The sequence below is a fragment of the Pseudonocardia phyllosphaerae genome (assembly GCF_046546475.1).
In the GTDB taxonomy this organism is placed as follows: Bacteria; Actinomycetota; Actinomycetes; order Mycobacteriales; family Pseudonocardiaceae; genus Pseudonocardia; species Pseudonocardia phyllosphaerae.
In genome coordinates this window covers 152,948-177,950 of sequence record NZ_JBKGXS010000002.1, presented here as the reverse complement: position 1 = coordinate 177,950, position 25,003 = coordinate 152,948, and the positions used below count along the sequence as shown (strand labels likewise).

General features: G+C 72.7%; 23 protein-coding genes. 15 read left to right on the top strand and 8 right to left on the bottom strand.

Annotation, left to right across the window (positions count from 1 at the left end):
- Positions 1-20: 20 nt before the first annotated feature.
- A complete protein-coding gene (locus ACLE50_RS06170; RefSeq protein ID WP_410942420.1) occupies positions 21-692 on the bottom strand; it encodes a DUF3043 domain-containing protein in 672 nt (223 codons plus the stop codon).
- A 36-nt stretch (positions 693-728) separates the two neighbouring features.
- On the opposite strand from ACLE50_RS06170, the gene ACLE50_RS06165 reads away from it, so the two are divergent.
- From ACLE50_RS06165 to ACLE50_RS06155, 3 genes are all read left to right on the top strand, one after another.
- Positions 729-1,889: a glycerate kinase family protein gene (locus tag ACLE50_RS06165; RefSeq protein ID WP_410942419.1), complete on the top strand. Its 1,161-nt coding sequence runs from the start codon at positions 729-731 to the stop codon at positions 1,887-1,889.
- Between the two features lie 132 nt (positions 1,890-2,021).
- Complete coding sequence (locus ACLE50_RS06160) at positions 2,022-2,402, top strand: HesB/IscA family protein (RefSeq protein WP_410942418.1); 381 nt, start codon at positions 2,022-2,024, stop codon at positions 2,400-2,402.
- Between the two features lie 146 nt (positions 2,403-2,548).
- Entirely contained in the window at positions 2,549-3,484 is a 936-nt protein-coding gene (locus tag ACLE50_RS06155) for a carbohydrate kinase family protein (RefSeq protein WP_410942847.1), read from the top strand.
- A gap of 94 nt (positions 3,485-3,578) precedes the next feature.
- Here ACLE50_RS06155 and asnB read toward each other — a convergent pair whose 3' ends face one another.
- Entirely contained in the window at positions 3,579-5,525 is a 1,947-nt protein-coding gene (asnB, locus tag ACLE50_RS06150) for an asparagine synthase (glutamine-hydrolyzing) (RefSeq protein ID WP_410942417.1), read from the bottom strand.
- A 306-nt stretch (positions 5,526-5,831) separates the two neighbouring features.
- On the opposite strand from asnB, the gene ctaC reads away from it, so the two are divergent.
- The 3 genes from ctaC to ACLE50_RS06135 all read left to right on the top strand — a co-directional run bounded on the left by ctaC (position 5,832) and on the right by ACLE50_RS06135 (position 8,609).
- Complete coding sequence (gene ctaC / locus ACLE50_RS06145) at positions 5,832-6,782, top strand: aa3-type cytochrome oxidase subunit II (RefSeq protein WP_410942416.1); 951 nt, start codon at positions 5,832-5,834, stop codon at positions 6,780-6,782.
- 17 nt (positions 6,783-6,799) lie between these two features.
- Positions 6,800-7,198: a cytochrome c oxidase subunit 4 gene (locus ACLE50_RS06140; RefSeq protein ID WP_410942415.1), complete on the top strand. Its 399-nt coding sequence runs from the start codon at positions 6,800-6,802 to the stop codon at positions 7,196-7,198.
- 514 nt (positions 7,199-7,712) lie between these two features.
- On the top strand, positions 7,713-8,609 hold the full coding sequence (locus ACLE50_RS06135; RefSeq protein WP_410942414.1) for a hypothetical protein: 897 nt from the start codon (positions 7,713-7,715) through the stop codon (positions 8,607-8,609).
- Between the two features lie 314 nt (positions 8,610-8,923).
- Here ACLE50_RS06135 and ACLE50_RS06130 read toward each other — a convergent pair whose 3' ends face one another.
- Positions 8,924-10,081, bottom strand: a complete 1,158-nt coding sequence (locus ACLE50_RS06130) for an acyl-CoA dehydrogenase family protein (RefSeq protein ID WP_410942846.1) — start codon at positions 10,079-10,081, stop codon at positions 8,924-8,926.
- Positions 10,082-10,315: 234 nt separating this feature from the next.
- On the opposite strand from ACLE50_RS06130, the gene ACLE50_RS06125 reads away from it, so the two are divergent.
- Together ACLE50_RS06125 and ACLE50_RS06120 are read left to right on the top strand one after the other, a co-directional pair.
- The gene (locus ACLE50_RS06125; RefSeq protein WP_410942413.1) at positions 10,316-11,884 is read left to right on the top strand and encodes a sensor histidine kinase; all 1,569 of its coding nucleotides are present in this window, start codon (positions 10,316-10,318) and stop codon (positions 11,882-11,884) included.
- A 20-nt stretch (positions 11,885-11,904) separates the two neighbouring features.
- Positions 11,905-12,546: a response regulator transcription factor gene (locus ACLE50_RS06120; RefSeq protein WP_410942845.1), complete on the top strand. Its 642-nt coding sequence runs from the start codon at positions 11,905-11,907 to the stop codon at positions 12,544-12,546.
- A gap of 16 nt (positions 12,547-12,562) precedes the next feature.
- Here ACLE50_RS06120 and ACLE50_RS06115 read toward each other — a convergent pair whose 3' ends face one another.
- Positions 12,563-14,371: an NHL domain-containing thioredoxin family protein gene (locus ACLE50_RS06115; RefSeq protein WP_410942412.1), complete on the bottom strand. Its 1,809-nt coding sequence runs from the start codon at positions 14,369-14,371 to the stop codon at positions 12,563-12,565.
- Between the two features lie 147 nt (positions 14,372-14,518).
- Here ACLE50_RS06115 and ACLE50_RS06110 point away from each other — a divergent pair, with 147 nt between their 5' ends.
- On the top strand, positions 14,519-15,127 hold the full coding sequence (locus ACLE50_RS06110; protein WP_410942411.1) for a hypothetical protein: 609 nt from the start codon (positions 14,519-14,521) through the stop codon (positions 15,125-15,127).
- 99 nt (positions 15,128-15,226) lie between these two features.
- Here the strand turns inward: ACLE50_RS06110 and ACLE50_RS06105 are convergent, their stop codons facing one another.
- Both ACLE50_RS06105 and pgi read right to left on the bottom strand, forming a co-directional pair.
- A complete protein-coding gene (locus ACLE50_RS06105; protein ID WP_410942410.1) occupies positions 15,227-15,883 on the bottom strand; it encodes a phosphatase PAP2 family protein in 657 nt (218 codons plus the stop codon).
- Complete coding sequence (gene pgi / locus ACLE50_RS06100) at positions 15,880-17,574, bottom strand: glucose-6-phosphate isomerase (protein ID WP_410942409.1); 1,695 nt, start codon at positions 17,572-17,574, stop codon at positions 15,880-15,882. The genes ACLE50_RS06105 and pgi overlap by 4 nt, the downstream gene beginning before the upstream one ends.
- Before the next feature lie 334 nt (positions 17,575-17,908).
- On the opposite strand from pgi, the gene ACLE50_RS06095 reads away from it, so the two are divergent.
- Genes ACLE50_RS06095 through ACLE50_RS06085 form a run of 3 tightly spaced genes read left to right on the top strand, consistent with a single transcriptional unit; the run spans position 17,909 to position 19,799 of the window.
- Positions 17,909-18,409, top strand: coding sequence for a DoxX family protein (locus ACLE50_RS06095; protein WP_410942408.1), 501 nt, complete (start codon positions 17,909-17,911; stop codon positions 18,407-18,409).
- Positions 18,410-18,438: 29 nt separating this feature from the next.
- Positions 18,439-19,362 (top strand): HipA family kinase, encoded by a 924-nt coding sequence (locus ACLE50_RS06090; RefSeq protein WP_410942407.1) that lies wholly within the window; start codon positions 18,439-18,441, stop codon positions 19,360-19,362.
- Positions 19,359-19,799 carry a DUF3037 domain-containing protein gene (locus ACLE50_RS06085; protein ID WP_410942406.1) on the top strand — a complete coding sequence of 147 codons (441 nt, stop codon included), beginning with the start codon at positions 19,359-19,361 and terminating at the stop codon, positions 19,797-19,799. The genes ACLE50_RS06090 and ACLE50_RS06085 overlap by 4 nt, the downstream gene beginning before the upstream one ends.
- 28 nt (positions 19,800-19,827) lie before the next feature.
- On the opposite strand, the gene ACLE50_RS06080 is transcribed toward ACLE50_RS06085, so the two are convergent.
- Complete coding sequence (locus ACLE50_RS06080; RefSeq protein ID WP_410942405.1) at positions 19,828-20,307, bottom strand: SRPBCC family protein; 480 nt, start codon at positions 20,305-20,307, stop codon at positions 19,828-19,830.
- A 259-nt stretch (positions 20,308-20,566) separates the two neighbouring features.
- On the opposite strand from ACLE50_RS06080, the gene ACLE50_RS06075 reads away from it, so the two are divergent.
- On the top strand, positions 20,567-21,067 hold the full coding sequence (locus tag ACLE50_RS06075; RefSeq protein ID WP_410942404.1) for a DUF6069 family protein: 501 nt from the start codon (positions 20,567-20,569) through the stop codon (positions 21,065-21,067).
- Positions 21,068-21,157: 90 nt separating this feature from the next.
- Here ACLE50_RS06075 and ACLE50_RS06070 read toward each other — a convergent pair whose 3' ends face one another.
- Complete coding sequence (locus ACLE50_RS06070) at positions 21,158-22,504, bottom strand: cytochrome P450 (RefSeq protein ID WP_410942403.1); 1,347 nt, start codon at positions 22,502-22,504, stop codon at positions 21,158-21,160.
- A gap of 117 nt (positions 22,505-22,621) precedes the next feature.
- Between ACLE50_RS06070 and ACLE50_RS06065 the strand changes: the two genes are divergently transcribed.
- On the top strand, positions 22,622-23,572 hold the full coding sequence (locus ACLE50_RS06065; protein ID WP_410942402.1) for a metallophosphoesterase family protein: 951 nt from the start codon (positions 22,622-22,624) through the stop codon (positions 23,570-23,572).
- The gene (locus ACLE50_RS06060) at positions 23,569-24,894 is read left to right on the top strand and encodes an FAD-dependent oxidoreductase (RefSeq protein ID WP_410942401.1); all 1,326 of its coding nucleotides are present in this window, start codon (positions 23,569-23,571) and stop codon (positions 24,892-24,894) included. Before ACLE50_RS06065 ends, ACLE50_RS06060 begins: the two co-directional genes overlap by 4 nt.
- Positions 24,895-25,003 lie beyond the last annotated feature (109 nt).

The window sequence follows — 25,003 nt, the reverse complement described above, 5'->3', positions numbered from 1 at the left end:
GGGTGACCGCGGGCCGGGTCTCAGACGTCGGCGCCGCGCTGCACCCGCGGCTTCGGCACGCGCATCTTGCGCAGCTGCGTGGCCCGGGAGAAGGCGTACCAGCCCAGCGGCAGCGCCCGCACGTCCTCGTCCGGGAACTTCGCCCGCACCTTCTGCATGACCTGGCGGCCGAGCAGCACACCCTCGATCACCATGACGATCAGCATGAGGAAGGTGAACAGCGTCATGTACTGCTGGATCACCGGCGACTGGATCAGCGCGGCGATGATCACCAGCGCGGCCAGCGGCAGGAACAGCCCGATCAGGTGCGGCCGCGAGTCGACGATGTCGCGCACGTAGCCGCGCACCGGGCCGCGGTCGCGCGGCATGAGGACGCGGTCGTCGCCTGCGTCCATCCGGCGGCGGCGCTCGGCGGCCTCGGCGCGGCGCTCCTCCTTGGACTTCTGCGGACGGTTGGCCTTCGCGAACTTCGCGGCCTCCCGCTGCGTCCGCGGCGGCGCCGGGGCCGGGCCGCGCCGCTTGCCCTGCGCATCACGGCGTTTCGGGGTGGCGTGCCCCTTGCCCTCGGTGGTGTGGGTCCGCCCGCGCCCCTGCCCCGGCTGCGGCGAGGCCGTGGCGGTCTCGCCGGCGGTGGCGGTCGTGCCCGCCGCGTCGGTGCTCGTCGGGGTCTCGGAACGGCGCAGGAACCTCACGCGACCAGGATACGGGCCGCGGCTAGCCTCGCCCGCATGCGCATCGTGGTGGCGCCGGATTCCTTCGGCGGGACGCTCGACGCCCGCGAGGCCGCCGCGGCGATCGCCCGCGGCTGGCGGCGGGCGGTGCCCGGCGACGACGTCCGGGAGGTCCCGCTCGCCGACGGCGGCACCGGCTTCGTCGCCGTCCTGCACGCCGCGCTCGGCGGCACCCTGCACCACGCCGAGGTGACCGGTCCGCTGGGCGACGTCGTGCGCGCGGCATGGCTGGAGGCCGGCGGCACCGCCTACGTCGAGGCCGCCGCGGCCTGCGGGCTGCACCACGTCCCGCGTGCCGACCGGATGCCGGAGACCGCCCGGCTGGCCTGCACCCACGGCGTCGGGGAGCTGGTCGCCGCGGCCCGCGACGCAGGGGTGCGGCGGATCGTCGTCGGGCTCGGCGGGTCGGCCACCACCGACGGCGGTGCCGGGATGCTGTCGGCGCTCGGCGCCGTCCCGGTCGACGACGACGGCCTCCCGCTCCCGCCCGGTGGCGCCGCCCTGGCCGTGTGCGACCGGATCGACGGCGCCCCCGCACTCGCCGGGGTCGAGCTCGTCGCCGCCTCCGACGTCGACAACCCGCTGCTCGGCAGGCACGGCGCCGCGGCGGTGTTCGGCCCGCAGAAGGGCGCCGACCCCGGAACCGTCGCCGAGCTCGACGCCGCGCTGGCGGTGTTCGCGGGACCGCTGGCGGCGCTGGCCGGGCGCGAGGTCCGGGACGAGCCGTCCGCGGGCGCCGCCGGTGGGCTCGGGGCCGCGCTGCTCGCGCTCGGGGCGCGGGTCGAGTCCGGCGCCGGGCTGGTCCGCACGCTGACCGGCCTCGATGCCGAGCTCGACGCGGTGGCGGAGTCCGGCGGCGTCGCGGTCACCGGCGAGGGCAGCTTCGACGCGCAGTCGCTGCGCGGCAAGCTCGTCACCGCCGTCGCCCGCGGCGCGGCCGAGCGCGGCGTCGCCTGCCTGGTGCTGGCCGGGCAGGCGAGCGCCCCCGACGACGACGCCCGCGCCGCCGGGATCCACGCCGCATACGACGTGGCCGGCGAGGCCGGGCTCGGCGCGTCACTGGCCGATCCGGCGGGGACCCTGGAGGCGCTCGCCGCGCGCGTCGCACCGCAGTGGAGCACCGGCGGCGCTGCGACCAGCGGGAACGCGCCCTCGTGACGCGCCCCACCGCCGTCGCCGGGGATCGGATGCGTGCGGAGGCGACCCGGGCCGGATGTCCGTCGTAGAATGAATGGCAGCAAGAACGCCGCCGGCGGGAACACGGCGGTCCCGCACGCTGTTGGGAGAGTCATGACCGTAGACAACGCCGCGAACGCTGTGAGCACCGCGAACGCCACGGCAGAGACCCACGGCGTGGAGCTCACCGACTCCGCGGCCGAGAAGGCGCGCACCCTGCTCGAGCAGGAGGGGCGCGACGACATGCACCTGCGCATCGCCGTGCAGCCCGGTGGCTGCGCGGGCCTGCGCTACCAGCTGTTCTTCGACGACCGCTCGCTCGACGGTGACCTCTTCCGCGACTTCAACGGCCTCAAGGTCGGCGTGGACCGGATGAGCGCTCCCTACCTGCAGGGCGCCGTGATCGACTTCGTCGACACCATCGAGAAGCAGGGCTTCACGATCGACAACCCGAACGCCGGAGGCTCCTGCGCCTGCGGTGACTCGTTCAACTGATCTAGATCCGGCGGCGCGCCCGCCCAGGTCAGAGCCTCGACGGGGCCTCGTTCCGGCCTGCACGGCCGGGACGGGGCCCCGTCGTGTGTCGTAGGGTCCCACCCGTGCCTATTGCCGTTACGGGATCCATCGCGTCCGACAACCTCATGCACTTCCCCGGGAAGTTCTCCGAGCAGATCCTCGCCGAGCAGCTCGACCGCATCTCGGTCAGCTTCCTCGTCGACGACCTGACGGTGCGCCGGGGCGGGGTGGCCGGCAACATCGCGTTCGCGCTCGGTGTGCTCGGCCAGAACCCGGTGCTGGTCGGTGCGGTGGGATCCGACTTCGCCGAGTACAAGAAGGTGCTCGACGACCTGGGCGTCGACACGTCCGGTGTGCAGAGCTTCGACGACGTGCACACCGCCCGGTTCGTCTGCACCACCGACGACGACATGCGCCAGATCGCGTCCTTCTACACCGGTGCCATGGCCCGGTCCAAGGAGATCGAGCTCGCGCCGATCGCCGAGCGCGTCGGCGGGTTCGACCTGGTCCTCATCGGGGCCTCCGACCCGGACGCCATGATCCGGCACACCGAGGAGTGCCGCGAGAAGGGCTACAAGTTCCTGGCCGACCCGTCCCAGCAGCTCGCCCGGCTCGACGGCGAGCAGGCCAAGAAGCTGGTCGACGGCGCCACGTACCTGGTCACCAACGACTACGAGTACGAGCTGCTGCTCAAGAAGACCGGCTGGACCGCCGAGGAGGTCGCCGCCAAGGTCGGCACCCGGATCACCACCTACGGTGAGAAGGGCGCGGTGATCGTCGAGTCCGACGGCACCGAGACCTGGGTCGACGTCGTCCCGCCGACCGAGCAGGTCGACCCGACCGGCGTCGGTGACGCCTGGCGCGCCGGTTTCCTCACCGCGCTCGGCGCCGGTCTGGGCCTGGAGCGCTCGGCCCAGTTGGGTGCGCTCATCGCGACCTACGTGCTGGAGTCCGACGGTCCGCAGGAGTGGACCTGGGACAAGGACAACGCCCTGACCCGCCTGCGCGCCGCCTTCGGCGAGGCCGTGGCGACCGAGCTGGAGCCCGTCCTCCCCGCCTGACCGTCGTGTGAACGCAGACCGTCGTGGGAATGCAGAAGGCCCCCGGATCCGTTCGGATCGGGGGCCTTCTGCGTGGTCAGGAGTGCTCAGGGGCTCAGATCTTGACCGGGTACTGCGGGGTCGGGATCTCCGGGTTGATCCGGCGCTCGACGAAGATGCCGTGCCAGATCAGGAAGACCAGCACCGCCCAGATCCGGCGGGAGTGGTCGATCGGGCCGCGACGGTGCGCCTCGAGCATGCGGTGCACGGCCTGCAGGTCGATCAGGTGCCCGGCACCGGAGTTCTGCAGGATGTCGCGGGCCCAGCCGTACATCTCGTCGCGCAGCCAGTGCCGGATCGGCACCGGGAAGCCCAGCTTCGGGCGGTTGAGCACGTGCGGCGGGATGATCCCCTCGCAGGCCTTGCGCAGCGCGTACTTGGTGGTGCCGTTCGGCCCGGTCGTGATCTTCTGCGACAGCGGCAGGGTCGAGGCGACCTTGAAGACCTCGGGGTCGAGGAACGGCACCCGCAGCTCCAGCGAGTTCGCCATCGTGACCTTGTCGGCCTTGGCCAGGATGTCGCCGCGCAGCCAGGTGAACAGGTCCACGTGCTGCATCCGGGCGACCGGGTCCCAGTCGTGCGAGGCGAAGTAGTGCGGCGCGGTGACGTCGATGTGCGAGATCCGCGGGTCGTAGCCGCGCAGCACCTCGTGCAGCTGGTCGTCGCGGAAGATGCGGGCGTTGCCGTAGTAGCGCTGCTCGAGGTTGAGCGAGCCGCGGCGCAGCAGGTCCTTGCCGCGCATGCCCTCCGGCATCTTGCGGGACGCCTTGCGCATCAGCGGCTTGAGGCTGCCCGGGACCTTCTCGAACGGCGCCAGGGACAGTGGCTCGCGGTAGATCGAGTAGCCGCCGAACAGCTCGTCGGCACCCTCGCCGGAGAGCACGACCTTGACGTACTGGCGGGCCTCGCGGGCGATGAACCACAGCGGGACCAGCGCCGGGTCGGCGACCGGGTCGTCGAGGTACCAGGTGATCAGCGGCAGGGCATCCATGAGCTCGTCCGGCTTCACCGTGCGCACCACGTGCCGGACACCGATCGCCGCCGCGGACTCGGCCGCGACGTCGACCTCGGAGTAGCCCTCGCGCTCGAACCCGGTCGTGAAGGTGATCAGGTTCGGGTTGTGCTCCTTGGCCAGCGCCGCGATCGCGGTGGAGTCGATGCCGCCGGAGAGGAACGCACCGACCGTCACGTCCGCGCGCATGTGCTTGGACACCGAGTCGCGCAGCACGTCGGCGATCTCGCCGTGCACGATCGCCTCGGCCTCGGCGCTGGCCGGGGTGTGGCTGGGCAGCGAGACGAACTTCGGGCGGAAGTAGCGCTCGTGCACCGGCTCTTCGCCGGGGCGCACCGTCACGTGGGTGCCGGACTCGACCCGGTTGACGTGCCGGTGCAGCGTCAGCGGCTCGGGGACGTACTGCAGGGTCAGGTACTGCTGCAGCGCCGCCGGCTCCAGGTCCAGGCCCATCTCCATGCTGCCGGCCAGGGAGAGGATCGACTTCTTCTCGCTCGCGAAGACGGTCCCGACGCCGGTGGTGGCGATGTAGAGCGGCTTGATGCCGAACGGGTCGCGCGCGAGGAACAGGGTGCGGTCGACCACGTCCCAGATCGCGAACGCGAACATGCCGCGCAGCTTCTCCACGGCCTCGGCGCCCCAGTAGTGGTACGCCGCGACGATCACCTCGCCGTCGCCCTCGGTCGCGAAGACGGCGTCGAACTCCTCGATCAGCTGCTCGCGCAGCTCGAGGTAGTTGTAGATCTCCCCGTTGAAGACGATCGTGTAGCGCGTGTCCTCACCCGGCACCGGGCCCCAGTGCAGGGGCTGGTGGGAGTTCTCGACGTCGATGATGGAGAGCCGGTTGAACCCCAGCACGAGGTCGTGGTCGTTCCACGTCGCGCTCTCGTCGGGGCCGCGGTGCCGCGCACAGCGCAACGCGTCGGCGATCGGCTCCACCCGGGTCGCGGCATCCGCCCCGGAGGTCAGCAGTCCCAGCAGTCCGCACACACCGATCAGTATGCCGAGTGGCCCGGACGGGTCGTGCACGCCCCGCCGCCGCGCGGTCACCCGCACGTCACCGGACGGTGTGAGCTGCTGGCCGTCGCTCCGGGGCGACCGCTCGCCGCCGGGACGATCCGGGCACCCCGGAGGGGGCGCGGTGAGCGGCGTTCGTCTAGGCTCTACGCGAGGTCGAAGACGATGCTCCATCCGGGTGGTGGAAGATCGCTCGCGAACCTCCGTGGTGACGGCTGGACGAGGAAGAACGTGCTGGCAGTGCGGCTGAGGCAGGACACGACAGGAAGGCGGCGCGCGGTGGCCCGAACGAAGAGCCGCTCCCGGATCGCCCGGGCGGCGAAGCTCGGTCTGCTGGGCGTCGCGGCCGTACCCGCGCTGTCCGGCTGTTCGGTGGAGGAGGTCATCCGCTTCGGATGGCCGATCGGCGTGACCCCCGAGGCCGCCGAGATGCGGACGCTGTGGACCTGGTCCGCGGTCGCCGCGCTGATCGTCGGCGTCATCACCTGGGGCGCGATGTTCTGGGCGATGATCCTGCACCGCAAGCGCAAGGACGACGACGGCTCGCTCCCGCGCCAGACGCAGTACAACCTGCCCGTCGAGCTGGTCTTCACCGCGATCCCGACGGTCATCGTCGCGGTCCTGTGGGGCTTCACGATGAACGTGCAGGGCTTCGTGGACAAGGACGCCCCGTCCGCGGGTGGTCCGGCCGACCTGCGCGTCAACATCGTCGGCTTCCAGTGGAACTGGGAGTTCTCCTACCCCGACACCCCGGGCCCCGGCGGCAAGCCCGTCAGCACGCTGGGCACCAGCGACACCATCCCGATCCTGGTGCTGCCGACCGGGAAGTCGATCGAGTTCACCCAGCGCTCGCCCGACGTGATCCACTCGTTCTACGTGCCGGAGTTCCTCTTCAAGCGCGACGTCTTCCCCTTCCCGGAGAAGAACGAGCAGGACAACACCTACGTGATCGACAAGATCGACCGCGAGGGCGCGTTCGTCGGCCGGTGCGCGGAGCTGTGCGGCACCTACCACTCCCAGATGAACTTCGAGGTCCGGGCGCTCAAGCCCGAGCTGTTCGACCGGTACCTGCAGCTGCGGACGCAGACCAACCCGCAGTCCGGGCAGCCCTACACCACCGGTGAGGCCCTGCAGGCGCTGAACTGCGGCCAGTGGTGCGCCCCCGAGGCGGTCACCACGCACCCGTTCTCCACCGACCGTGGGCAGCTCGCCGCCCAGGTCACCGGCTGAGGAAGGACCCGTCACCGATGAAGATCGAGTCCCGGATCTTCGAGATCTGCACCGGGTTCTTCTTCCTGTGCGCCATCGCCTACACGATCCTCGCGGGTGAGGTCGTCGGCATCGTCGCGCTGTGGCTGACCGGCGGCTTGGCCCTGATCATCGGCACCTACTTCCGGTTCGTCTCGCGACGGCTGGAGGAGCGCCCCGAGGACAACCCCGACGCCGAGGTCTCCGACGGCGCCGGCGAGGTCGGCTTCTTCTCGCCCGGCAGCTACTGGCCCCTCGGCATCGCCGCGGCCGCCTCGCTCGCCGCGATCGCCATCGCCTTCTGGCAGATCTGGCTGCTGCTGGTCGGGATGACGCTGGTGCTCATCGCCGTCGGCGGGCTGGTCTTCGAGTACCACCGCAAGCCCGCGCACCACTGACCTTCCCGACGACGACGCCCCGCTCCCGGATCACCGGGGCGGGGCGTTCGTCGTCTGCGGGGCGCCCGGGGCACCGCCGCGCACTGTGCCTCCGAGCCGTCGCGCTGTGCCTCGGTGCCGTCGCGCTCCGGGCCGACGAGGCGCTGCGCCCCGAGGGGCACCCTCGTTCCCACCGGTGGTGACGAGGGGGCCCCTCGAGGCATCGGTAGCACCGGGCTGCTCCGCCCCGCGTGCCCCGAGGGGCACCCTGGCTTCGTTCAGCGGTAGCGAGGGTGCCCCTCGGGGCACGGGGGCGCGCGAAGAGCACCGGTCGGCAGCGACTTGCGGCGGCCGGAGCAGCGGGGGCCCGAGCGGCGTGGGTACGGGCGACTGGCTGTCCCCAGCCCGCCCAGCCATCCACAGCGACCTGATTCGCGGGTTCACGTGCATCGTCCGGGCACAGGATCACGGCATGTCCCGACGACGAGTGCCGCTGCCGCACGAGATCCGCTCACGCTTCCCCGGACGGAGGGTCGTGCGAGTCCGGGAGCTGGAGGACGCAGGCGTCGACCGGCGCACGATCTCCCGGCGGTGCAGCCCGGACGGCCCCTGGACGAGGGTGGTCACCGGCGCGGTGAAACTCGACAACGGACCCGTGACCCGCGACGACCGCCGTGCCGCTGCCGTCCTGCTCGCCGGCCCGGGCGCCGTCGTCACCGGCGCGGACGCTCTGGCTCTCCACTCGGTCCGGACGGCGGCGGCTCCACACGGTCCCGTCCACGTCCTCATCCCGCACGATCGGCGGCGGGCGAGCGGTGCAGTTCTGTGCGCCGAACGCACCCGGCGACTCCCCGCCGCGGCCGGAGGCCGGTTCCCGCTGGCCCCCGTTGCGCGGGCCGCGCTCGACACGGTGCGGCGGTCCCGGGACCGCGACCTCGTTCGGACGCTGTTCGCCGATCTCGTCCAGCACGGCCACTGCACGCTCGCCGACCTGATCACGGAGCTCGCGAACTGCAGCTCACGCGGCACCGCGATGCCCCGCACGGTCCTGGCCGAGATGACGGCCGGGGTGCGCTCGGTGGCCGAGGCCGACGCCCGGGCGCTGCTGCGGACGACCGGCTTGCCGGGAGCGCGGCACAATGTGTCGCTTCGTGATCGGACGACCGGTGAGCTCGTCGCCGTCGTGGACGTCTGGTTCGACGACGTGGGCATGGCCTGGGAGATCGACTCCATCGAGTTCCACCTCGGTCCGGCCGACTATGCGCGTACCGTCCGGCGCCGTAGCGACCTCAGCCGGGCGGGTGTGGTCGTCGTCCAGAGCCTGCCGAGCGATGTCCGCAGACGTTCCGCCTCGGTCGTCGACGAGCTCTGCCGGAGCTACGAACGCGCCGCCCTGCTCCCGCGCCCGGACCTCGTCGCGGACCCCGACTGACTGTCGCCCGTGTACCCGGTACAGGCCCGTGCCAGCACAGAGCCGGTGTCCCTCGGCGCCACCCTTCGCTTTGCCCCGAGGGGCACCCTCGCTACCGCCGAAGGGAACGAGGGTGCCCCTCGGGGCAGGGGGTGCGGAGCGCGCGGATCCGGCGACGCCCCCGAGGGGCACGCTCGGGGCAGGGGCTGGAACGAGGGTGCCCCTCGGGGCAAGGAGATCTCGCGTCGGACGTCCTCCCGGGGCCGGGACGTTCTCCGGGGAAGTCCCGGGGCGGGCGTTCGTCGTCGGTGGAGTACGTGGAGTACGTGGAGTGCTCAGTCCCGGGCGGCCTTCCCCAGCACGTCCCGCGCGATGATCACCTGCTGGATCTGGCTGGTGCCCTCGTAGATCCGGAACAGCCGGGCGTCGCGGAAGAAGCGCTCGACGGCGACGCCGCGCATGTAGCCGGCCCCGCCGTGCACCTGGACCGCACGGTCGGCGACCCGGCCCACCATCTCCGAGCAGAAGTACTTCGCCGCCGCGGGCCCGGAGATCGTGTCGGTGCCGTCGTCGAAGGTGGTCGCCGCGTCGAGGACCAGGCCGCGGCCGGCGCGGGCGTCGGTCACCGAGTCCGCGACGAGGCCCTGGATCAGCTGGAACCGGGCGATCGGCCGCCCGCCCTGCTCGCGCTCCTTGGCGTACTCGACGGTCTCGTGGACCAGCCGGTCGGCCATCCCGACGCAGACGGCGGCGATGTGCAGGCGTCCGTGCGCGAGGCAGCGGGCGGCGATCCGGAAGCCCTGGTCGACGCCGTCCTCGCCACCGACCACGTTGTCGAACGGGACCCGGACGTCGTCGAGGTGCACGTCGGCGGTCCACGCGCCGAACTGGCCCATCTTGCTGTCCTTCGGCCCCACGGAGAGTCCCGGCGTGCCGGCAGGCACCAGGAACGTGGAGATGCCGCGGTTGCCGGGGGCGTCCGGGTCGGTCCGCGCGAACACCATGATCACGTCGGCGACGGGGGAGTTGGTGATGTAGCGCTTGGAGCCGTTGAGGACCCAGGAGTCGCCGTCGCGCACCGCCTTCGTGGTCAGCGACGACGGGTCGGATCCGGCGTCGGCCTCGGTCAGCCCGAACGACGCGGTCACCTCCCCGGAGGCGAGCTTCGGCAGCCACTGCGCCTTCTGCTCCTCGGTCCCGCCCTCGAGCAGCACGTGCCCGGCGATGCCGTTGTTCGTGCCGAACAGCGACCGCAGCGCCGGGGTGGTCCAGCCGAGCTCGAAGGCCAGCCGCACCTCCTCCGATGCGGTCAGGCCCAGGCCGCCGTACTGCTCGGGGATGGTGAACCCGTAGAGGCCCATCTCCTTGCACTGCTCCACGATCCGCTCGGGGACGGCGTCCTCGGCGTCGATCGTCTCCTCCAGCGGCACCACCTCGGTGCGGATGAAGTCGCGGACCGAGGTCAGTACGTCCTGCAGGTCGGAGGGGTCCACGGTGGTTCCTCGCTTCGCGTCGTTGCGGTTGCTCACGTCCATGGTCAGCCCACCACGCCGGACGCCCGGGCGCGAGCCCCGCTGTGATCGCGGGGGAGTGAGGGGCGCCACCGACCCGTCGCGCCTGCTCCGGCGAACGTCATCCTGTCGGTGGCGGGCTCTATCGTGAGCCCCGTACCCGGCACCGTGTGCCCGGGCAGGACCGGAGCCGACGACCGGAGGTGACCCGCGACCATGGCCGATGCCGAGGAGACGGTGCCCCCCGGTGGCTCAGGCACGCGTGCCGCCCGGGCCCGCCCGTACCGCACCCCGAAGACCCCGAAGACGCCGAAGACCCCGACGACGGCGAAGGTCCCGGAGCCCCCGGAGCCCCGGGTGGCGGCGGACGCCCCGGACCCGGAGGCCGAGCCCGGCCGCAACCCGCTCGACCCGCACCTGGTGCGGGCGCTGGAGGGCTGGGGCAACGGTGCGCTGCGCGAGTACCTGCTGCGTGACGGCGGGCTGAACCTGCCGTCGTCGGTGGGTTGGCCGTCGGGGTGGCCGGGCCGGACCCGGCTCGGCGCGCAGATGACCTACCTGCTGGCCGGGCTGCCGCTCGCGCTGGTCAGCGGCATCGTCGTGATCGTCGGGCTGGCGCTGGGCGCGGGCACGTTCGTGGCCTGGATCGGGCTGCCGATCGTCGTCGGGACGCTTGCCGGTGCGCGTGGGTTCGCCGAGCTGGAGCGGCGCGCCACGGTGGCCGCGACCGGGCGCCCGCTGCCGCCGCACCACTACCGGCCCAACCGCGGCCGGCGCCTGATGAGCAGGCTCTTCCGCGCGCTGGCCGACCCGCAGTCCTGGCGCGACGTCGCGCACGCGGTCGCCGGGCTGCCGCTGCGGGTGATCACCGCGGTGGTCGCGCTGGTGTGGGCGATCACCGGGCTCGGCGGGGTGTTCTACGTCTTCTGGCAGTGGTCGCTGCCCCGCGGGGAGGGCGACTGGACGCTGTTCCACTCCACGACCGGCATGCACTCGTCGGCGGGCGACATCGCGCTCAACACCTGTCTCGGCGTGCTGCTGCTGGTCACGCTGCCGACGGTGGTGCGCTGGCTGACCGACGTCCGCGCGCTGCTGGCCCGCGGGCTGCTCACCAACCAGACCGCCGCGCTGCGGGCCCGTGCGCAGGCGCTCGCCGCCGGTCGCCGGGCCGCGGTCGCCGCCGAGGCACAGACCCTGCGCCGGCTCGAACGCGACATCCACGACGGGCCGCAGCAACGGCTCGTCCGGCTCGGGATGGACATCGAGGCGGCCGTGCGCCGGCTCGACGACGACCCGGACCGCGCCCGCCCGCTGCTCGACGAGGCCCTGGAGCAGAGCCGCGAGGCGCTCTCGGAGCTGCGCGCGCTGTCCCGCGGCATCGCCCCGCCGATCCTCGCCGACCGCGGGCTCGGCCCGGCGCTCGCCGCGGCGGCCGGCCGCTGCCCGGTGCCGGTGGACCTCGACGTCGGGCTCGACGACGGAGTCCGGCTGCCCGCGCTGGTGGAGAACACCGCCTACTTCGTGGTCACCGAGGCACTGGCCAACGTCGCCAAGCACGCCGAGGCCACGAGCGCGACGGTCACCGTGACCGTCGACGAGCAGACCCTGCGCGTCTGCGTGCGCGACGACGGCCGAGGCGGCGCCCACCAGGGCAAGGGCCACGGTCTCGCCGGGCTCGCCGACCGCCTGGAGATCGTCGAGGGCCGCCTCGACGTGCACAGCCCCGACGGGGGACCGACGCTGCTGTCCGCGGAGGTGCCGGTGGCCGGCCTCGGCGACACGTGACCCAGGATGAGGACATGACGATGCGGGTGGTGCTCGCCGAGGACTCGGTGCTGCTGCGGGAGGGCCTGGTCCGGCTCCTCGAGGAGGCGGGCGCGACGGTCGTCGCCGCCGTCGGGGACGGGACGGAGCTCGTCGCCGCGGTGGCCGAGCACGAGCCGGAGGTCGCGGTCGTCGACGTCCGGATGCCGCCGTCGTTCACCGACGAGGGGCTGCGCGCGTCGCTGGAGATCCGGCGCACCCACCCGAAGGTCGGGATCCTCGTGCTCTCCCAGTACGTCGAGGAGTCCTACGCCACCGACCTGCTCGAAGCCGGTGGCGGGGTCGGCTACCTGCTCAAGGACCGGGTCTCGAAGCTCACCGACCTCGCCGACGCGCTGCAGCGGGTCGCCGCGGGCGGCACCGTCCTGGACCCGGAGGTGGTGTCGGCACTGCTGACCAAGCGCCGCCGCAAGGACCCGCTGGCCGGGCTGTCGCGGCGCGAGCGCGAGGTGCTGGAGCTGATGGCGCAGGGCCGCACCAACACCGCGATCGGACGGCTGATGGTGATCACCCAGGGCGCCGTCGAGAAGCACATCTCGTCGATCTTCACGAAGCTGGAGCTGCCGCCGTCGTCGGACGACCACCGGCGGGTGATGGCGGTGCTGGCCTGGATGGAGGGCTGATCGGCCGGGGCGGAGGTCAGACCGAGCGCAGGTCCAGGTCCAGCACGTCCGGGCCGTCGCTCGTGATCTCCACCGGGATGCCCCAGTCCTGCTGGTAGCGGTGGCAGGCGGCGAACCCGTCGCCGGTGTCGTCGCAGGCCGCGGCGGCGACGGCGACCTGCAGCACTCCGGACCCGGCGGCCGGGTCGAGGCGCAGCGTGCGGGTCAGCCCGGTCGCGGTGCCTGCGCCGTCGAGCAGCAGCGACGGCGGGTCCGCGGCGACGGTCAGCGACGTCGGGTCGCCGAACCGGTCGTCGAGGTGCTGACCGGCGGGCGGGGTGAACCCGATCCGCAGTGTGACCTCCGCGCCGAGCGCGGTCGGGGAGCGCCGCACGACGTGGGCGCCACCGTCGACCAGCGACCCGGCCGGGATCGGCAGCCGGGTCAGCCGGTGCGCGGCCGACTCGACGACCACCAGGTTCTCCCCGTCGACGAGCAGGTCCGACGGCTCGGCGAGCCCCTCGGCCAGCGTCGACACCTGCCCGGTGGCCGGGTCGAACCGGCGGACGGCGCCGTTGTAGGTGTCGGCGATCGCGACCGACCCGTCGGGCAGCACGGTCACCCCGAGCGGGTGCTGCAGCAGCGCCTCGGCGGCCGGACCGTCGCGGTGCCCGAACTCGAACAGCCCCGCCCCGACGGCCGTCGCGACCGCGGCACCGGCACCGGTCCCGCCGGGCGCGATCCGGCGCAGCGCGGAGATCTCGGAGTCGGCGACCCACAGCGTCCCGTCCGGGCCGGTGACCAGCCCGGACGGCTGCGCGAAGAACGCCTCGTCGAACGCGCCGTCGCGCAGGCCCTCGTTGGTGGTCCCGGCCAGCACCCGGGCCTCGCCGGTACCCGGATCGAGCGTCCAGAGCTGGTGCGGGCCCGCCATCGCGACGACGACGCGGCCGTCCCACCACGCCAGGTCCCACGGCGAGGACAGCGCCGCCGAGGTCTCGCCCGGGGCGACGCGCTCGCGCAGCTGCTCCCCGGTCCCGGCGACGGTCGTCACCGCTCCGGTGGGCAGGTCGACGCGGCGGATCGCGTGGTTCACGGTGTCGGCGACGAGCACGGAGTCGCCGTCGACCAGCAGGCCCTGCGGCTCGGAGAACCGGGCCGTGTCCGCGGTGCCGTCGACGAGCCCGCGGGTGCCGTCCCCGATCCGCCGCACCTCGGTCTCCAGATCGGTGTCCAGCTCGACGAGCTGGTGGTGGCTGGTGTCCGACACCAGGAACGTGCCGGCAGGCAGCGCGACGACCTTGCCCGGGAACCGCAGCGCGGTCTGCGGCGGCGGGGGAGCGACGTAGGGGTCGTCGCCGTGGCGCAGCCGGTCGCCGTGGGTCTCGACCAGCTCCCGCACGAGCGCGGCGAGCCCCGGCCCGTGCCCCTCGCCGGCCATCCGGGCGACGACGAAGCCGTCCGGGTCGATCACCGCGAGCGTCGGCCAGGCGCGGGCGGCGTAGGCGTCCCAGGTGGTGAGCTCGGGGTCGTCGAGCACGGGGTGGGTGACGTCGTAGCGCTCCACGGCGGCCTCGACGGCGGCCGGGTCGGCCTCGTGCACGAACTTCGGCGAGTGCACGCCGACGATGGTCAGGACGTCGCCGAACTCCTCCTCCAGCGGCCGCAGCTCGTCGAGCGCGTGCAGGCAGTTCACGCAGCAGAACGTCCAGAAATCCAGCACGACGATGCGTCCCCGCAGGTCGGCGAGGGTGACGTCCCGGCCACCGGTGTTCAGCCAGCGCCGCCCGCGCAGCTCCGGGGCGCGCACCCTCATCCGCTCGGCAGCCGTCTCCGTCGTGCTCATGACCGGGTCAACGCGCGAGCGCCGCGCGGGTGTTCCACGACCGCGCCACACTGATCGACATGCCGGAGCTGCGGTGGACGGTCGACCTGGTGGTGCACGAACGAGCAGAACTGAGCCGAACTCCGCGGAATCGGTCACAATCGCCGCGTGCCTGAGGACACCGACTCCGCACTGATCTTCGGCGACCGTGGCGGACTGGTCCGGGCGGACCAGGGTCCACCCGACCCTGCCCAGCAGAAACGCGTGGTCACCCTGCTGCGCGTGCTGGGGTGGTGGCGCTACTTCGGCCTCGCGCCGATCATCCTCATCGCCGCAGGTGCGATCTTCGGTGCGACCGTGCTGCTCGTCGGGGTGCTGCTGCTGTTCGCGTCCCTGTTCGCCGCCGGACTCGTGTCCATCCAGGTCCAGCGGACGCGAGCCACCGCGGGGCTGCCGGTGCCGATCGAGCGGACGAAGGACATCGCGTCCGCACTGCGCGCGGTCGGCAAGGTCGGGCGGTTCATCCGCAAACAGAAGTGGCGCCGCCGCAACGACGCCTACCGGCAGGGCCTGCACCTGACCGTCCGTTGCGAGCAGGCGGTCGAGCGGACGCGTGCGGCGTGGGTGCGTGGCGACATCGTCGGCTGGCACGAGGCGGCCCAGGAGATCGCCGACGCCGGGCCGCGGGCGAACCGGCTGCTGCGGGAGCTGGAGCCGCCCACACCGGAGCCGGATCTGGAGCCCGGTGACCCGCGGCTGGACGACCCGCACTCCTGACCACGCACGCGTGCGGCCCCGGCGCAGCACACCGTTTCCGTACGCAGCACACGCCGCAGCATGTGCTGCGTACGGAAACGGTGTGCTACGCCGACTGACCTACCCCGCGACCCGCCGCCGGCTCAGCACGAACGCCGTCACCGCCACCCCCGCGACGGCGATCCCGGCGCCGAGCGTCCACCCCGCCAGCACGTCCGACGCCCAGTGCACGCCGAGATAGATCCGGGTCAGCCCGACCGTGGTCACCCAGGCGGCACCGAGCAGCACCAGCACCGCGCGCGCCCGGGCGGCGACGTGCGGCCACACCGCCAGGACCAGCGCGGTGACCGCGGCGGCGGCCATCGTCGCGTGCCCGGACGGCAGCGACTCGTTGGTCTCCCGCACGACCTGCAGCTCCGCGGGCGGGCGCGCCCGGTCCAGGAGCTGCTTGATCCCGGTGAACACCAGCGACGCGACCGGCGGGGTCACCGCGAGGTAGATCCCGTCCGCCCGGTGCCCGCGCCACCACAGCAGCGCGCCACCGGCCAGGCCGAGCAGGGTGTGCGCGACGGTGTTGCCCAGCGTCGTCACCAGGACGGCGAAACCGACCGGGTCCGGCGACCGCAGGGCCACCCCGTCGCCGAGCGCGGCGGTGTCGGCGGGCTGGAACCCGCCGGTGTTCGCGACCGTGATCAGGACCGCGGCGAGCAGCAGGAGCCCGGCGCCGACGAGGGCCGGCCGCCGGGCGTCCCGCTGCACCGCGGCGAGTGCGGTCACCGGCCGCGCCAGACCCGGTACCGGTCGATCAGCGACGCGGTCGACGGGTCGAGCCCGGCCTCCTTCGCGTCCGGCGGGTTCGCGGCGTAGAGGGCGGGGCCGAACTGCTTGGCCATGACCTTGCCCAGCTCGACGCCCCACTGGTCGAAGGAGTCGATGCCCCAGATCGTGCCCTCGACGAACGTCACGTGCTCGTAGAACGCGATCAGCTGACCGAGTACCGACGGCGTCAGCCGCGCCGCCAGGATCGTCGACGACGGCCGGTTGCCCGGCATCACCTTGTGCGGCACGACCTCCTCGGGCGTCCCCTCGGCCCGGATCTCCTCAGCCGTCTTGCCGAACGCCAGTGCCGCCGACTGGGCGAACAGGTTCGCCATGAACAGGTCCTGCATGTCCGCCGCGTCGTCGCCGGGCAGGTCGTGGTGCGGCTGGGCGAACCCGATGAAGTCGGCGGGCACGAGCCGGGTGCCCTGGTGGAGCAGCTGGTAGAAGGCGTGCTGGCCGTTCGTACCCGGCTCGCCCCAGAAGATCTCGCCGGTGACCGTGGAGACGGGGCTGCCGTCGCCGCGTACGGACTTGCCGTTGGACTCCATGGTCAGCTGCTGGAGGTAGGCGGGCAGCCGGTGGAGGTACTGGCTGTAGGGCAGCACGGCGCGGGTCTCGGTGCCGAAGAAGTTCGTGTACCAGACCCCGAGCAGCCCGGAGATGACCGGCAGGTTCTGGTAGGCGTCGGCGGTGCGGAAGTGCTCGTCCATCGCGTGCATCCCGGCCAGGAACTCGCCGAAGTGCTCCTTGCCGATCGAGCACATCAGCGACAGCCCGATCGCCGAGTCGACCGAGTAGCGCCCGCCGACCCAGTCCCAGAACCCGAACATGTTGTCGGTGGAGATGCCGAACTCCGACACCTTCTCCGCGTTCGTCGACACCGCGACGAAGTGCTTGGCGACGGCGGCGGTGTCCTCGGTGCCCAGGCCCTCGAGCAGCCAGGTGCGCGCGTTGCGGGCGTTGGTCAGCGTCTCCTGGGTGGTGAACGTCTTCGACGAGACGATGAACAGCGTCGTCGCCGGGTCCAGATCGTGGGTGTTCTCGTAGAGATCGGTCGGGTCGATGTTGGAGACGAACCGGCACTGCAGGTCGCGCTGGGCGTAGTCGCGCAGGGCCTCGTAGGCCATGACCGGGCCGAGGTCGGAGCCGCCGATCCCGATGTTGACGATCGTGCGGATCGGCTTCCCGGTGAAGCCGGTCCACTCGCCGCTGCGGACGGAGTCGGTGAAGGCCCCCATCCGGTCGAGCACGGCGTGCACGTCGGCGACGACGTCCTGGCCGTCGACGGTCAGCGACGCGTCGCGGGGCAGGCGCAGCGCGGTGTGCAGCACCGCGCGGTCCTCGGAGGTGTTGACGTGCTCACCGGAGAACATCGCCTCGACGCGCTCGGGCAGCCCGGCGGCCCGGGCGAGGTCGACGAGCAGGCCGAGGGTGTCACCGGTGATGCGGTGCTTGGAGTAGTCCAGGGCGAGGTCGACGCCCTCGGCGGTCATCGCGGCGGCGCGGCCCGGGTCCTCGTCGAACAGGGCGCGCAGGTGACGGGGTTCCACGGCGGCCGCGTGCTCGGTCAGCGCGGTCCACTCGGGAGTCGTGGTGATGTCGAAACCGGAGGTGCTGCTGCTGGGCGTGCTGCTGATCTCGGACACGCGCGACATCATCGCGCAGCGGGACCGACATCGCGCAGCGCGCCCGGCCGAGCGCGACGGACACGTCCGGAGCAACCGGCCGACCGGTCGTCGCAGCGGGCGACAGGATGACGCGGCGGACGGACTCCGAATCGATTCGGTGGTGCGCGACCGGCGGTGGCTCCGGGTGCACCGGTCACGGCGAGCGGTCACCCGAACCATGTCGATGTGTGCATGAGCAATGACTTTCGTCGCGCCGCGCGGTCTTCTCGTCGCGCCACGTCGCCGATGAGGGTGGACAGGACGAGGTTCGGCTCTATCGTGAGCGCGTTGCGTGGTGGGGGAGCCACCCGCAGTGATCACTGGGTTCCCAGCCCCGGAGGACACGTTGTTCCGCTCGCTCACCGGTACTCCGCGCGACGTCGCACTGCTCGTCGGCAGGGTCGTACTCGGCTACATCATTCTCATGCACTGCCTGAAGAAGGTGGGAGCCGGCCTGTTCACCACGGCGGCCGTGTTCCAGAACTTCGGCATCCCGCTGGCCATCGCCGCGGCGTCGTTCACGATCGTCGTCGAGGTCGTCGTGACCGTCTCGCTGGTCCTCGGGTACCGGATGGTGATCCCGGCCGGGCTGATGACCTTCGTGATGTGCGGCGCCATCTTCTTCGTGCACGGCAAGAACGGCCTGTTCATGGACAACAAGGGCTGGGCGCTGGTCGGCGTGATCATCTGCGGCCTGCTGTTCGTCGCCGCGGCCGGACCGGGCCGGTTCTCCCTCGACGCATGGCTGGACCGCATCGCCGAGCGCAAGGCGGCCCGGCAGGACGGCAGGCACCGGCGGGTCCTCGCCGTCTGAGCGAGCTCCCCGGCGGCTAGCCTCGGACCGTGCCGACCCCACCGGGCGGGCGCGCTCCGGGGCTGCGCCACGTCACCGCCACCCGCTACGTGACGCCGTTGCGGGAGGGCGGGTCGCTGCCCGGTCTCATGGAGGCCGACGACCTCGGCACCTACGCCGTGAAGTTCACCGGCGCCGGTCAGGGCCGGTCGGTGCTGGTCAACGAGATCGTGTCCGGCGAGCTGGCCCGCGCGCTCGGGCTGTCGGTCCCCGAGATCGCCACGATCACCGTCGACGGCGACCTCGGCCGCACCGAGCCCGACGAGGAGGTCCAGGAGCTCCTGCGGAACTCCGCCGGGCTGAACCTGGCCGTGGACTTCCTGCCCGGCGCCCTGGACCTGGACCCGATCGCGTTCGACGTCGGGCCGGAGCTCGCCGGCCGGGTGATCTGGTTCGACGCCCTGGTCGGGAACGTCGACCGGTCCTGGCGGAACTCGAACATGCTGCTCTGGCACCGCAGCCCGTACCTGATCGACCACGGGGCGACCCTGACGTTCGCGCACGCCTGGGACTCGGCGCCGCGCTGGCCCGCCCGGCCCTACGACGCCGCCGACCACGTGCTGCTCGGCGCCCACCCCGACCTCGCCGCCGCCGACGCCGCACTCGCACCGCAGGTCACCCCGGAGCTGGTCGACGCCGTCCTGGCCCGGGTCCCCGACGAGTGGCTCGACGGCACCGACGGCGTAGCCGGCACCGACGGCACCGACGGCACCGACGGCACCGACGGCCCCGTCGGTTTCGCCGGTCCCGGCGAGGTGCGGGCCGCCTACCGGACGGCGCTGCTCGGCCGGCTCGCGGAGCGGGAGGCGTGGCTGCCGGGCGTCGTGGAGACCGTCGCCGCGGGGCGGCCGCGGCCGGTGGAGCGCGCGCCCCGGCACCCGTCCTGGCTGCGGCTCGGCGGTGTCGGCCGGTGAGCCCGACGGGCCGGGCCGGCTACGAGTATGCGCTGCTGCGCGTGGTGCCGCGCATCGAGCGCGGCGAGGCGATGAACGCCGGTGTGCTGCTGCACTGCCGGGCGAAGGACGTGCTGGCGGTGCGGGTGCACCTGGACCGCGACCGGCTGGCCGCGCTGGACCCGCACGCCGACGCCGACGCCGTCGCCGACCTGCTGGAGGCCCTCGCCGCGATCGCGTCGGTGCCGGAGCCGCCGCGCTCGGACCGGCACGCCACCGGGGCGCTGGCGGCCCGCGGGCCGGGAGCGGGGGAGGACATCGGCCGCAGGTTCCGGAGGCTGACGACCGCGCGCAGCACGATCGTCCAGCCCGGCCCGGTGCACGCCGGCCTGACCGACGACCCGGACGCCGAGGCGGACCGGCTGCTCGCGCGGCTGGTCCTGCCCCCGGCGCCCTGAGTCGTCGCGGCGTCGTCGGGGCCCGGCCTCAGGACTCGGTGGCGGCCGCGGCGGCCTTCTCGATCGACTCGGCGAGCTGCTGCTCGGTGAGCATCGGGAAGAAGCCGCGGAACGTGTCGTCCTTGACGCCGCTCCAGTCGTAGACCTGGGTGACCTTCGTGCCGTCGCCGTCGGGCTCGAGGATCCAGGTGTAGGTGTGGCCCTCGCCGCGCATGTCGCCGACCTTGTCGGTGTAGCCGTCGATCGGGTCGAGCGCGGGCGCCCAGCCGATCTTCCGGTCCTGCTCGAACTCGGTCACGGTGTTGCGCATCCGGTAGTCGCCGAGCGCGTCGTTGTGCATCTTCATCACGAACTCGTCGCCGACCCCGGTGAGCCGGATGGGGGCCTCGAGGCCGCGGAGCATGGACGACCCGTCCAGGTCCTCGTGGCGCTCGGGGTGCGACAGGACCGCGAAGAGCTGCTCCGGGGTGGCGTCGACGGTGCGGGTGACGGTGAGGCTCTCACTCATCGGTGTCTCTCCTTCGGCGGTGAAGCGGACGTGCCCCGATCGTGCCCCGGGGCGCCGTGATACGCAGCACGACCGGCTCGGTTGACCGGACGGGGGACTTCCCGGTACCGGGCGTTCCGCGCGCGCGGCGCGCGGCGTAGCCTTCCGTACACGTCCGGCGATCTTGAGTAGTCCGTGTTGCGGCAAACGGACCAGCCGGGTACCACCGACCACACAACGCTGTGCCGCGAATGCCGGCGCGAGACCCGGGGAGCCGACGATGGCCGAAGCCGAGGACAGGACCCAGGCGGTCAGCCAGGAGAAGGCGAGCCAGCCGAAGAAGCCCGTGCGACGGCGGTCGCCGGTGGACGGCGGCAAGCTGTGGGCCGGCGGTCTCGCGACCGCCGTGATCGCCGCGCTGATCGCGCTGGTCGGGCTGCTGATCGTGCGCGTGCTGCTGCAGATCCCGTACCTGGCACCGGTCGAGGCCGGCGTCGTCGGGAGCACCGACCAGGTCGTCCGGCTGTGCGTCGCCGCCGCGATCGCCGCGCTGGCCGCGACCGCGCTGGTACACCTGCTGCTGCTCACCGTGCCGAGCCCGATGGGCTACTTCGGCTGGATCATCGGCCTGCTCACCGCCGTGGCCGCGGTGTGGCCGCTGGCCTTCGAGTCCGGGCCGCTGACCGTGCGGATCGCGCAGGGCATCATCCACCTGGTGATCGGCACGTCGATCCTGAGCCTGGTGACCCAGACGGCGAACGGGTCCTGGCGCTCGTCCTGACCTGCACCCGTACGACACCTGCACTCATACGACGCGGCGCCGTCCCCGGACATCCGGGGGCGGCGCCGCGCCGGTGCGTGCGGGGTGTGCTCAGGCCTCGGCAGGCGTGGGGACCGGTGCGGTCCCGAGCCGCACCGGCAGCGTCCGGTAGCCGCGCAGCACCCGGGTGCCACGCAGCTGCGCCGGGCCGTCGGCGGTCATGTCCGGGAAGCGGTCGAACAGCGCCCGCAGCCCGACCTCGCCCTCCATCTTCGCCAGCGCCGCACCCAGGCAGTAGTGGATGCCCTGGGAGAACGCGACGTGCTTGTCGGCGCCGTCGCGCCCGACGTCGAAGCGGTCCGGTTCGCTGAACACCAGCGGGTCCCGGTTGGCGCCGCCGAGGTGGGTGAGCACCAGCGTCCCGCGCCGCATCCGGTAGCCGCACACCTCGGTGTCGCGTGACGCGACCCGCCCGGTGCGCTGCACGGGGGAGTCGACGCGCAGGACCTCGTCGACGGCGTTGGGCCACAGCCCCGGGTCGGCCCGCAGCCGGTCGAGCTGCTCGGGGTGGGCGAGCAGCAGCCGGGTGCCGTTGCCGATGAGGTTGACCGTCGTCTCGAACCCGGCGGCGAGCAGCAGCAGTGCCAGTGACAGCAGCTCGTCGGCGGTGAGCCGGCCCTCCTCCTCGTCGTAGGCGCCGACCAGCGAGGACAGGATCGAGTCGTTGGGGTGGCGGCGCAGCTCGTCGAAGTGCCCGGCCATCCAGTCCGCGAGTGCGTCGATGTCCTGCTCGGAGCGGCGGAACGTCCGGTAGTCCAGGCCCATGTCGAGCGAGTACGCGCCGCCCTCGCCCCAGGCCAGGAACTGGTCGCGCATCGACACCGGGGCGCCGAGCATCTCGGTGATCACCGTCGCGGGGAGCAGCGAGGCGTACCCGGCGACGACGTCGGCCCGCCGGTCGGTACCCGCACGCGCCTCCAGCTCGTCGAGCAGCTCGGTGGCGATCTGTTCGGTCCGCCCGCGCAGCCGGGTGATCGCCTTCGCGCTGAACGAGCGGGTGACCAGCTTGCGGATCCGGTTGTGGTCCGGCGGGTCGATCGAGAGCAGCGACGGCGGCTCGGCCGGACCGAGCGGCCAGCTCCCGCCGACCTTCAGCAGCCCGCGCAGCAGGCTCGGCGCGTCCTCGGGCATCCGCATCCCGACGCAGAAGTCCGGGCTGCGCAGCACCTCGGTGGTGATCTCGTGGTCGACGGTGGTGTAGGTCAGCGCCGAGCGCACCATCCGGCCCTGGGCGCGGATCGCCTCGTAGGCGGGGTACGGGTCGGCCACCGCGTCCGGATTGATGATCATCTGGGCGCCGAGGTCGCCCTTGTTCGCCTGCCGGGTCACCTCCCGGCGGACCGCCCCGTGCCGGAGCAGCCACCGGATCCAGCGCCGCGCTCCTCGTGATCCCGCCATCGCCGACCTCCCGCTGGTCCCTCGTCACTGAGGCTACTCCCGGTAACCTACGCCGGACGGGGGAACGCGGCCATCCCCGCGCGCCGGGCGGGGCGCCGCGCGCGGTCTACTGGCGCGATGCCCGACCTCGGTGTCCCCGCCGGGCCGCGCCTGCTCGCGGTCGCCGACCTGCACGTCCGCTACCCGGAGAACCTCGCGATCGCCGAGTCGATCGTGCCCGGTCATCCCGGCGACTGGCTGATCGTCGCCGGGGACGTCGACGAGCGGGTCGCCGGCACGCTCGGTGCACTGGAGACATTGCGCGCCAAGTTCTCCCGCGTGCTGTGGGTGCCCGGGAACCACGAGCTGTGGACCCGGGCGAAGAACGCGGACGGCCCGGGGGAGGAGCTGCGCGGCGTCGCCCGCTACGACGAGCTGGTCCGCCGCTGCCGCGAGATCGGCGTCCTGACCCCGGAGGACCCGTACCCGCTGTGGACCGGGCCGGGCGGGCCCGCGGTCGTCGCACCGCTGTTCGTGCCCTACGACTACTCGTTCCTGCCCGCCGGGACGACGACGCCGGAGGACGGCCTGGCCGCGGCCTACGCGGCCGGGGTGGTGTGCACCGACGAGCACCTGCTGTACCCGGACCCGTACCCGTCGCGGGCGGCCTGGTGCGCGGCACGGGTCGCGGAGACGACGACGCGCCTCGACGCCCTCGACGACGAGCACCCCGGCGTGCCGACCGTCCTGGTCAACCACTGGCCGCTGGTACGTGATCCCTGTGACGTTCTCCGCCACCCGGAGTTCGCGCTCTGGTGCGGCACGACGGCCACCGCGGACTGGCACCGGCGCTACCGCGCGCAGGTCGTCGTGCACGGTCACCTGCACATTCCCCGCACCGTGACCGTCGACGGCGTCCCGTTCGTCGAGGCCTCGCTCGGTTACCCGCGGGAGTGGCGTCATCACTCCGAGCGGATCGGCCGGCACTTCCCCGACGTGTTGCCGCGCACTGTGTTACCGGGGTCATACGAAGGCAAGCCTAACCACGATTATGCTCGAGGGTCGTCGACACCACGAGGAGAACGATGACTGCGCTGCGCGTCGCGGTGGTGGGTGCCGGACCGGCCGGTATCTACGCCGCCGACACCCTCTTGAAGTCCGACGCCGAGGTGTCGGTGGACATGTTCGAGAAGCTCCCCGCCCCGTTCGGTCTGGTCCGCTACGGCGTCGCCCCCGACCACCCGCGGATCAAGCAGATCGTCAACGCCCTGCACCGCGTCCTGGACAACCCGGGCGTGCGCCTGTTCGGCAACGTCGAGTACGGCACCGACATCACGCTCGACGACCTGCGCGAGCACTACGACGCCGTCGTCTTCGCCACCGGCTGTGAGCGCGACCGCGACCTCGACATCCCGGGCATCGACCTGCCGGGCAGCCACGGCGCCGCCGAGTTCGTCCAGTGGTACGACGGGCACCCCGACGTCCCCCGCGACTGGACGCTCGACCAGTCCCAGGTCGCCGTGATCGGCGCCGGGAACGTCGCGCTCGACGTCGCGCGGGTGCTGGCCAAGTCCGCCGAGGACATGCTCAGCACCGAGATCCCCGACTCGGTGCACACCGGGCTCGCCGCCAACCCGGCGACCGACGTCCACGTGTTCGCCCGCCGCGGTCTCGCGCAGGCGAAGTTCAGCCCGATGGAGCTGCGCGAGCTCGACCACGTCCCGGGCCTCGAGGTCGTCGTGAACCCCGAGGACATGGAGTTCGACGAGGCCTCGGAGAACGAGGCGCGCTCCAGCAAGCACGTCGGCATGGTCGTGAAGATCCTGCAGGAGTGGGCGCTGCGCGACCCGCGTGGCGAGAAGCGCCGCATCCACCTGCACTTCTTCTCCAAGCCGGCCGAGGTGCTGGGCACCGACCACGTCGAGGGCCTGCGCATCGAGCGGACCGAGTACGACGGCACCGGCAACGTCCGGGGCACCGGCGAGTTCGTCGACTACCCGGTCGGTGCGGTCTACCGCGCCGTCGGCTACACCGGCTCCGAGCTGGCCGAGATCCCGTTCGACCACGGCCGCGGCGTCATCCCGCACGAGGCCGGCCGCGTGCAGGACCTGCCCGGCGTCTACGCCGTCGGCTGGATCAAGCGTGGCCCGGTCGGCCTGATCGGCCACACCAAGAGCTGCGCGTCGGAGACGGTGAAGAGCCTGCTCGCCGACGTCGACCAGCTGCCGCGTGCGGCCAAGCCCGAGCTGGACGCGATCCCGGAGCTCCTCGACGAGCGCGGTGTCGAGTTCACGACCTGGGACGGCTGGCTGGCGCTGGACAAGCACGAGCGGAGCCTCGGTGAGGACCGCGGCCGCGAGCGGATGAAGGTCATCCCGCGCGAGGACATGGTGCGCGTCAGCCGGGCCTGACGCGAGACACCCTCCGTCGGAGCCGGGGCGACCCGGCCGAGCCGGACACCCGGGTGGGCGATCACGGATCACCGTGGTCGCCCACCCGTTTTTCATGCCCGCCTCAGCC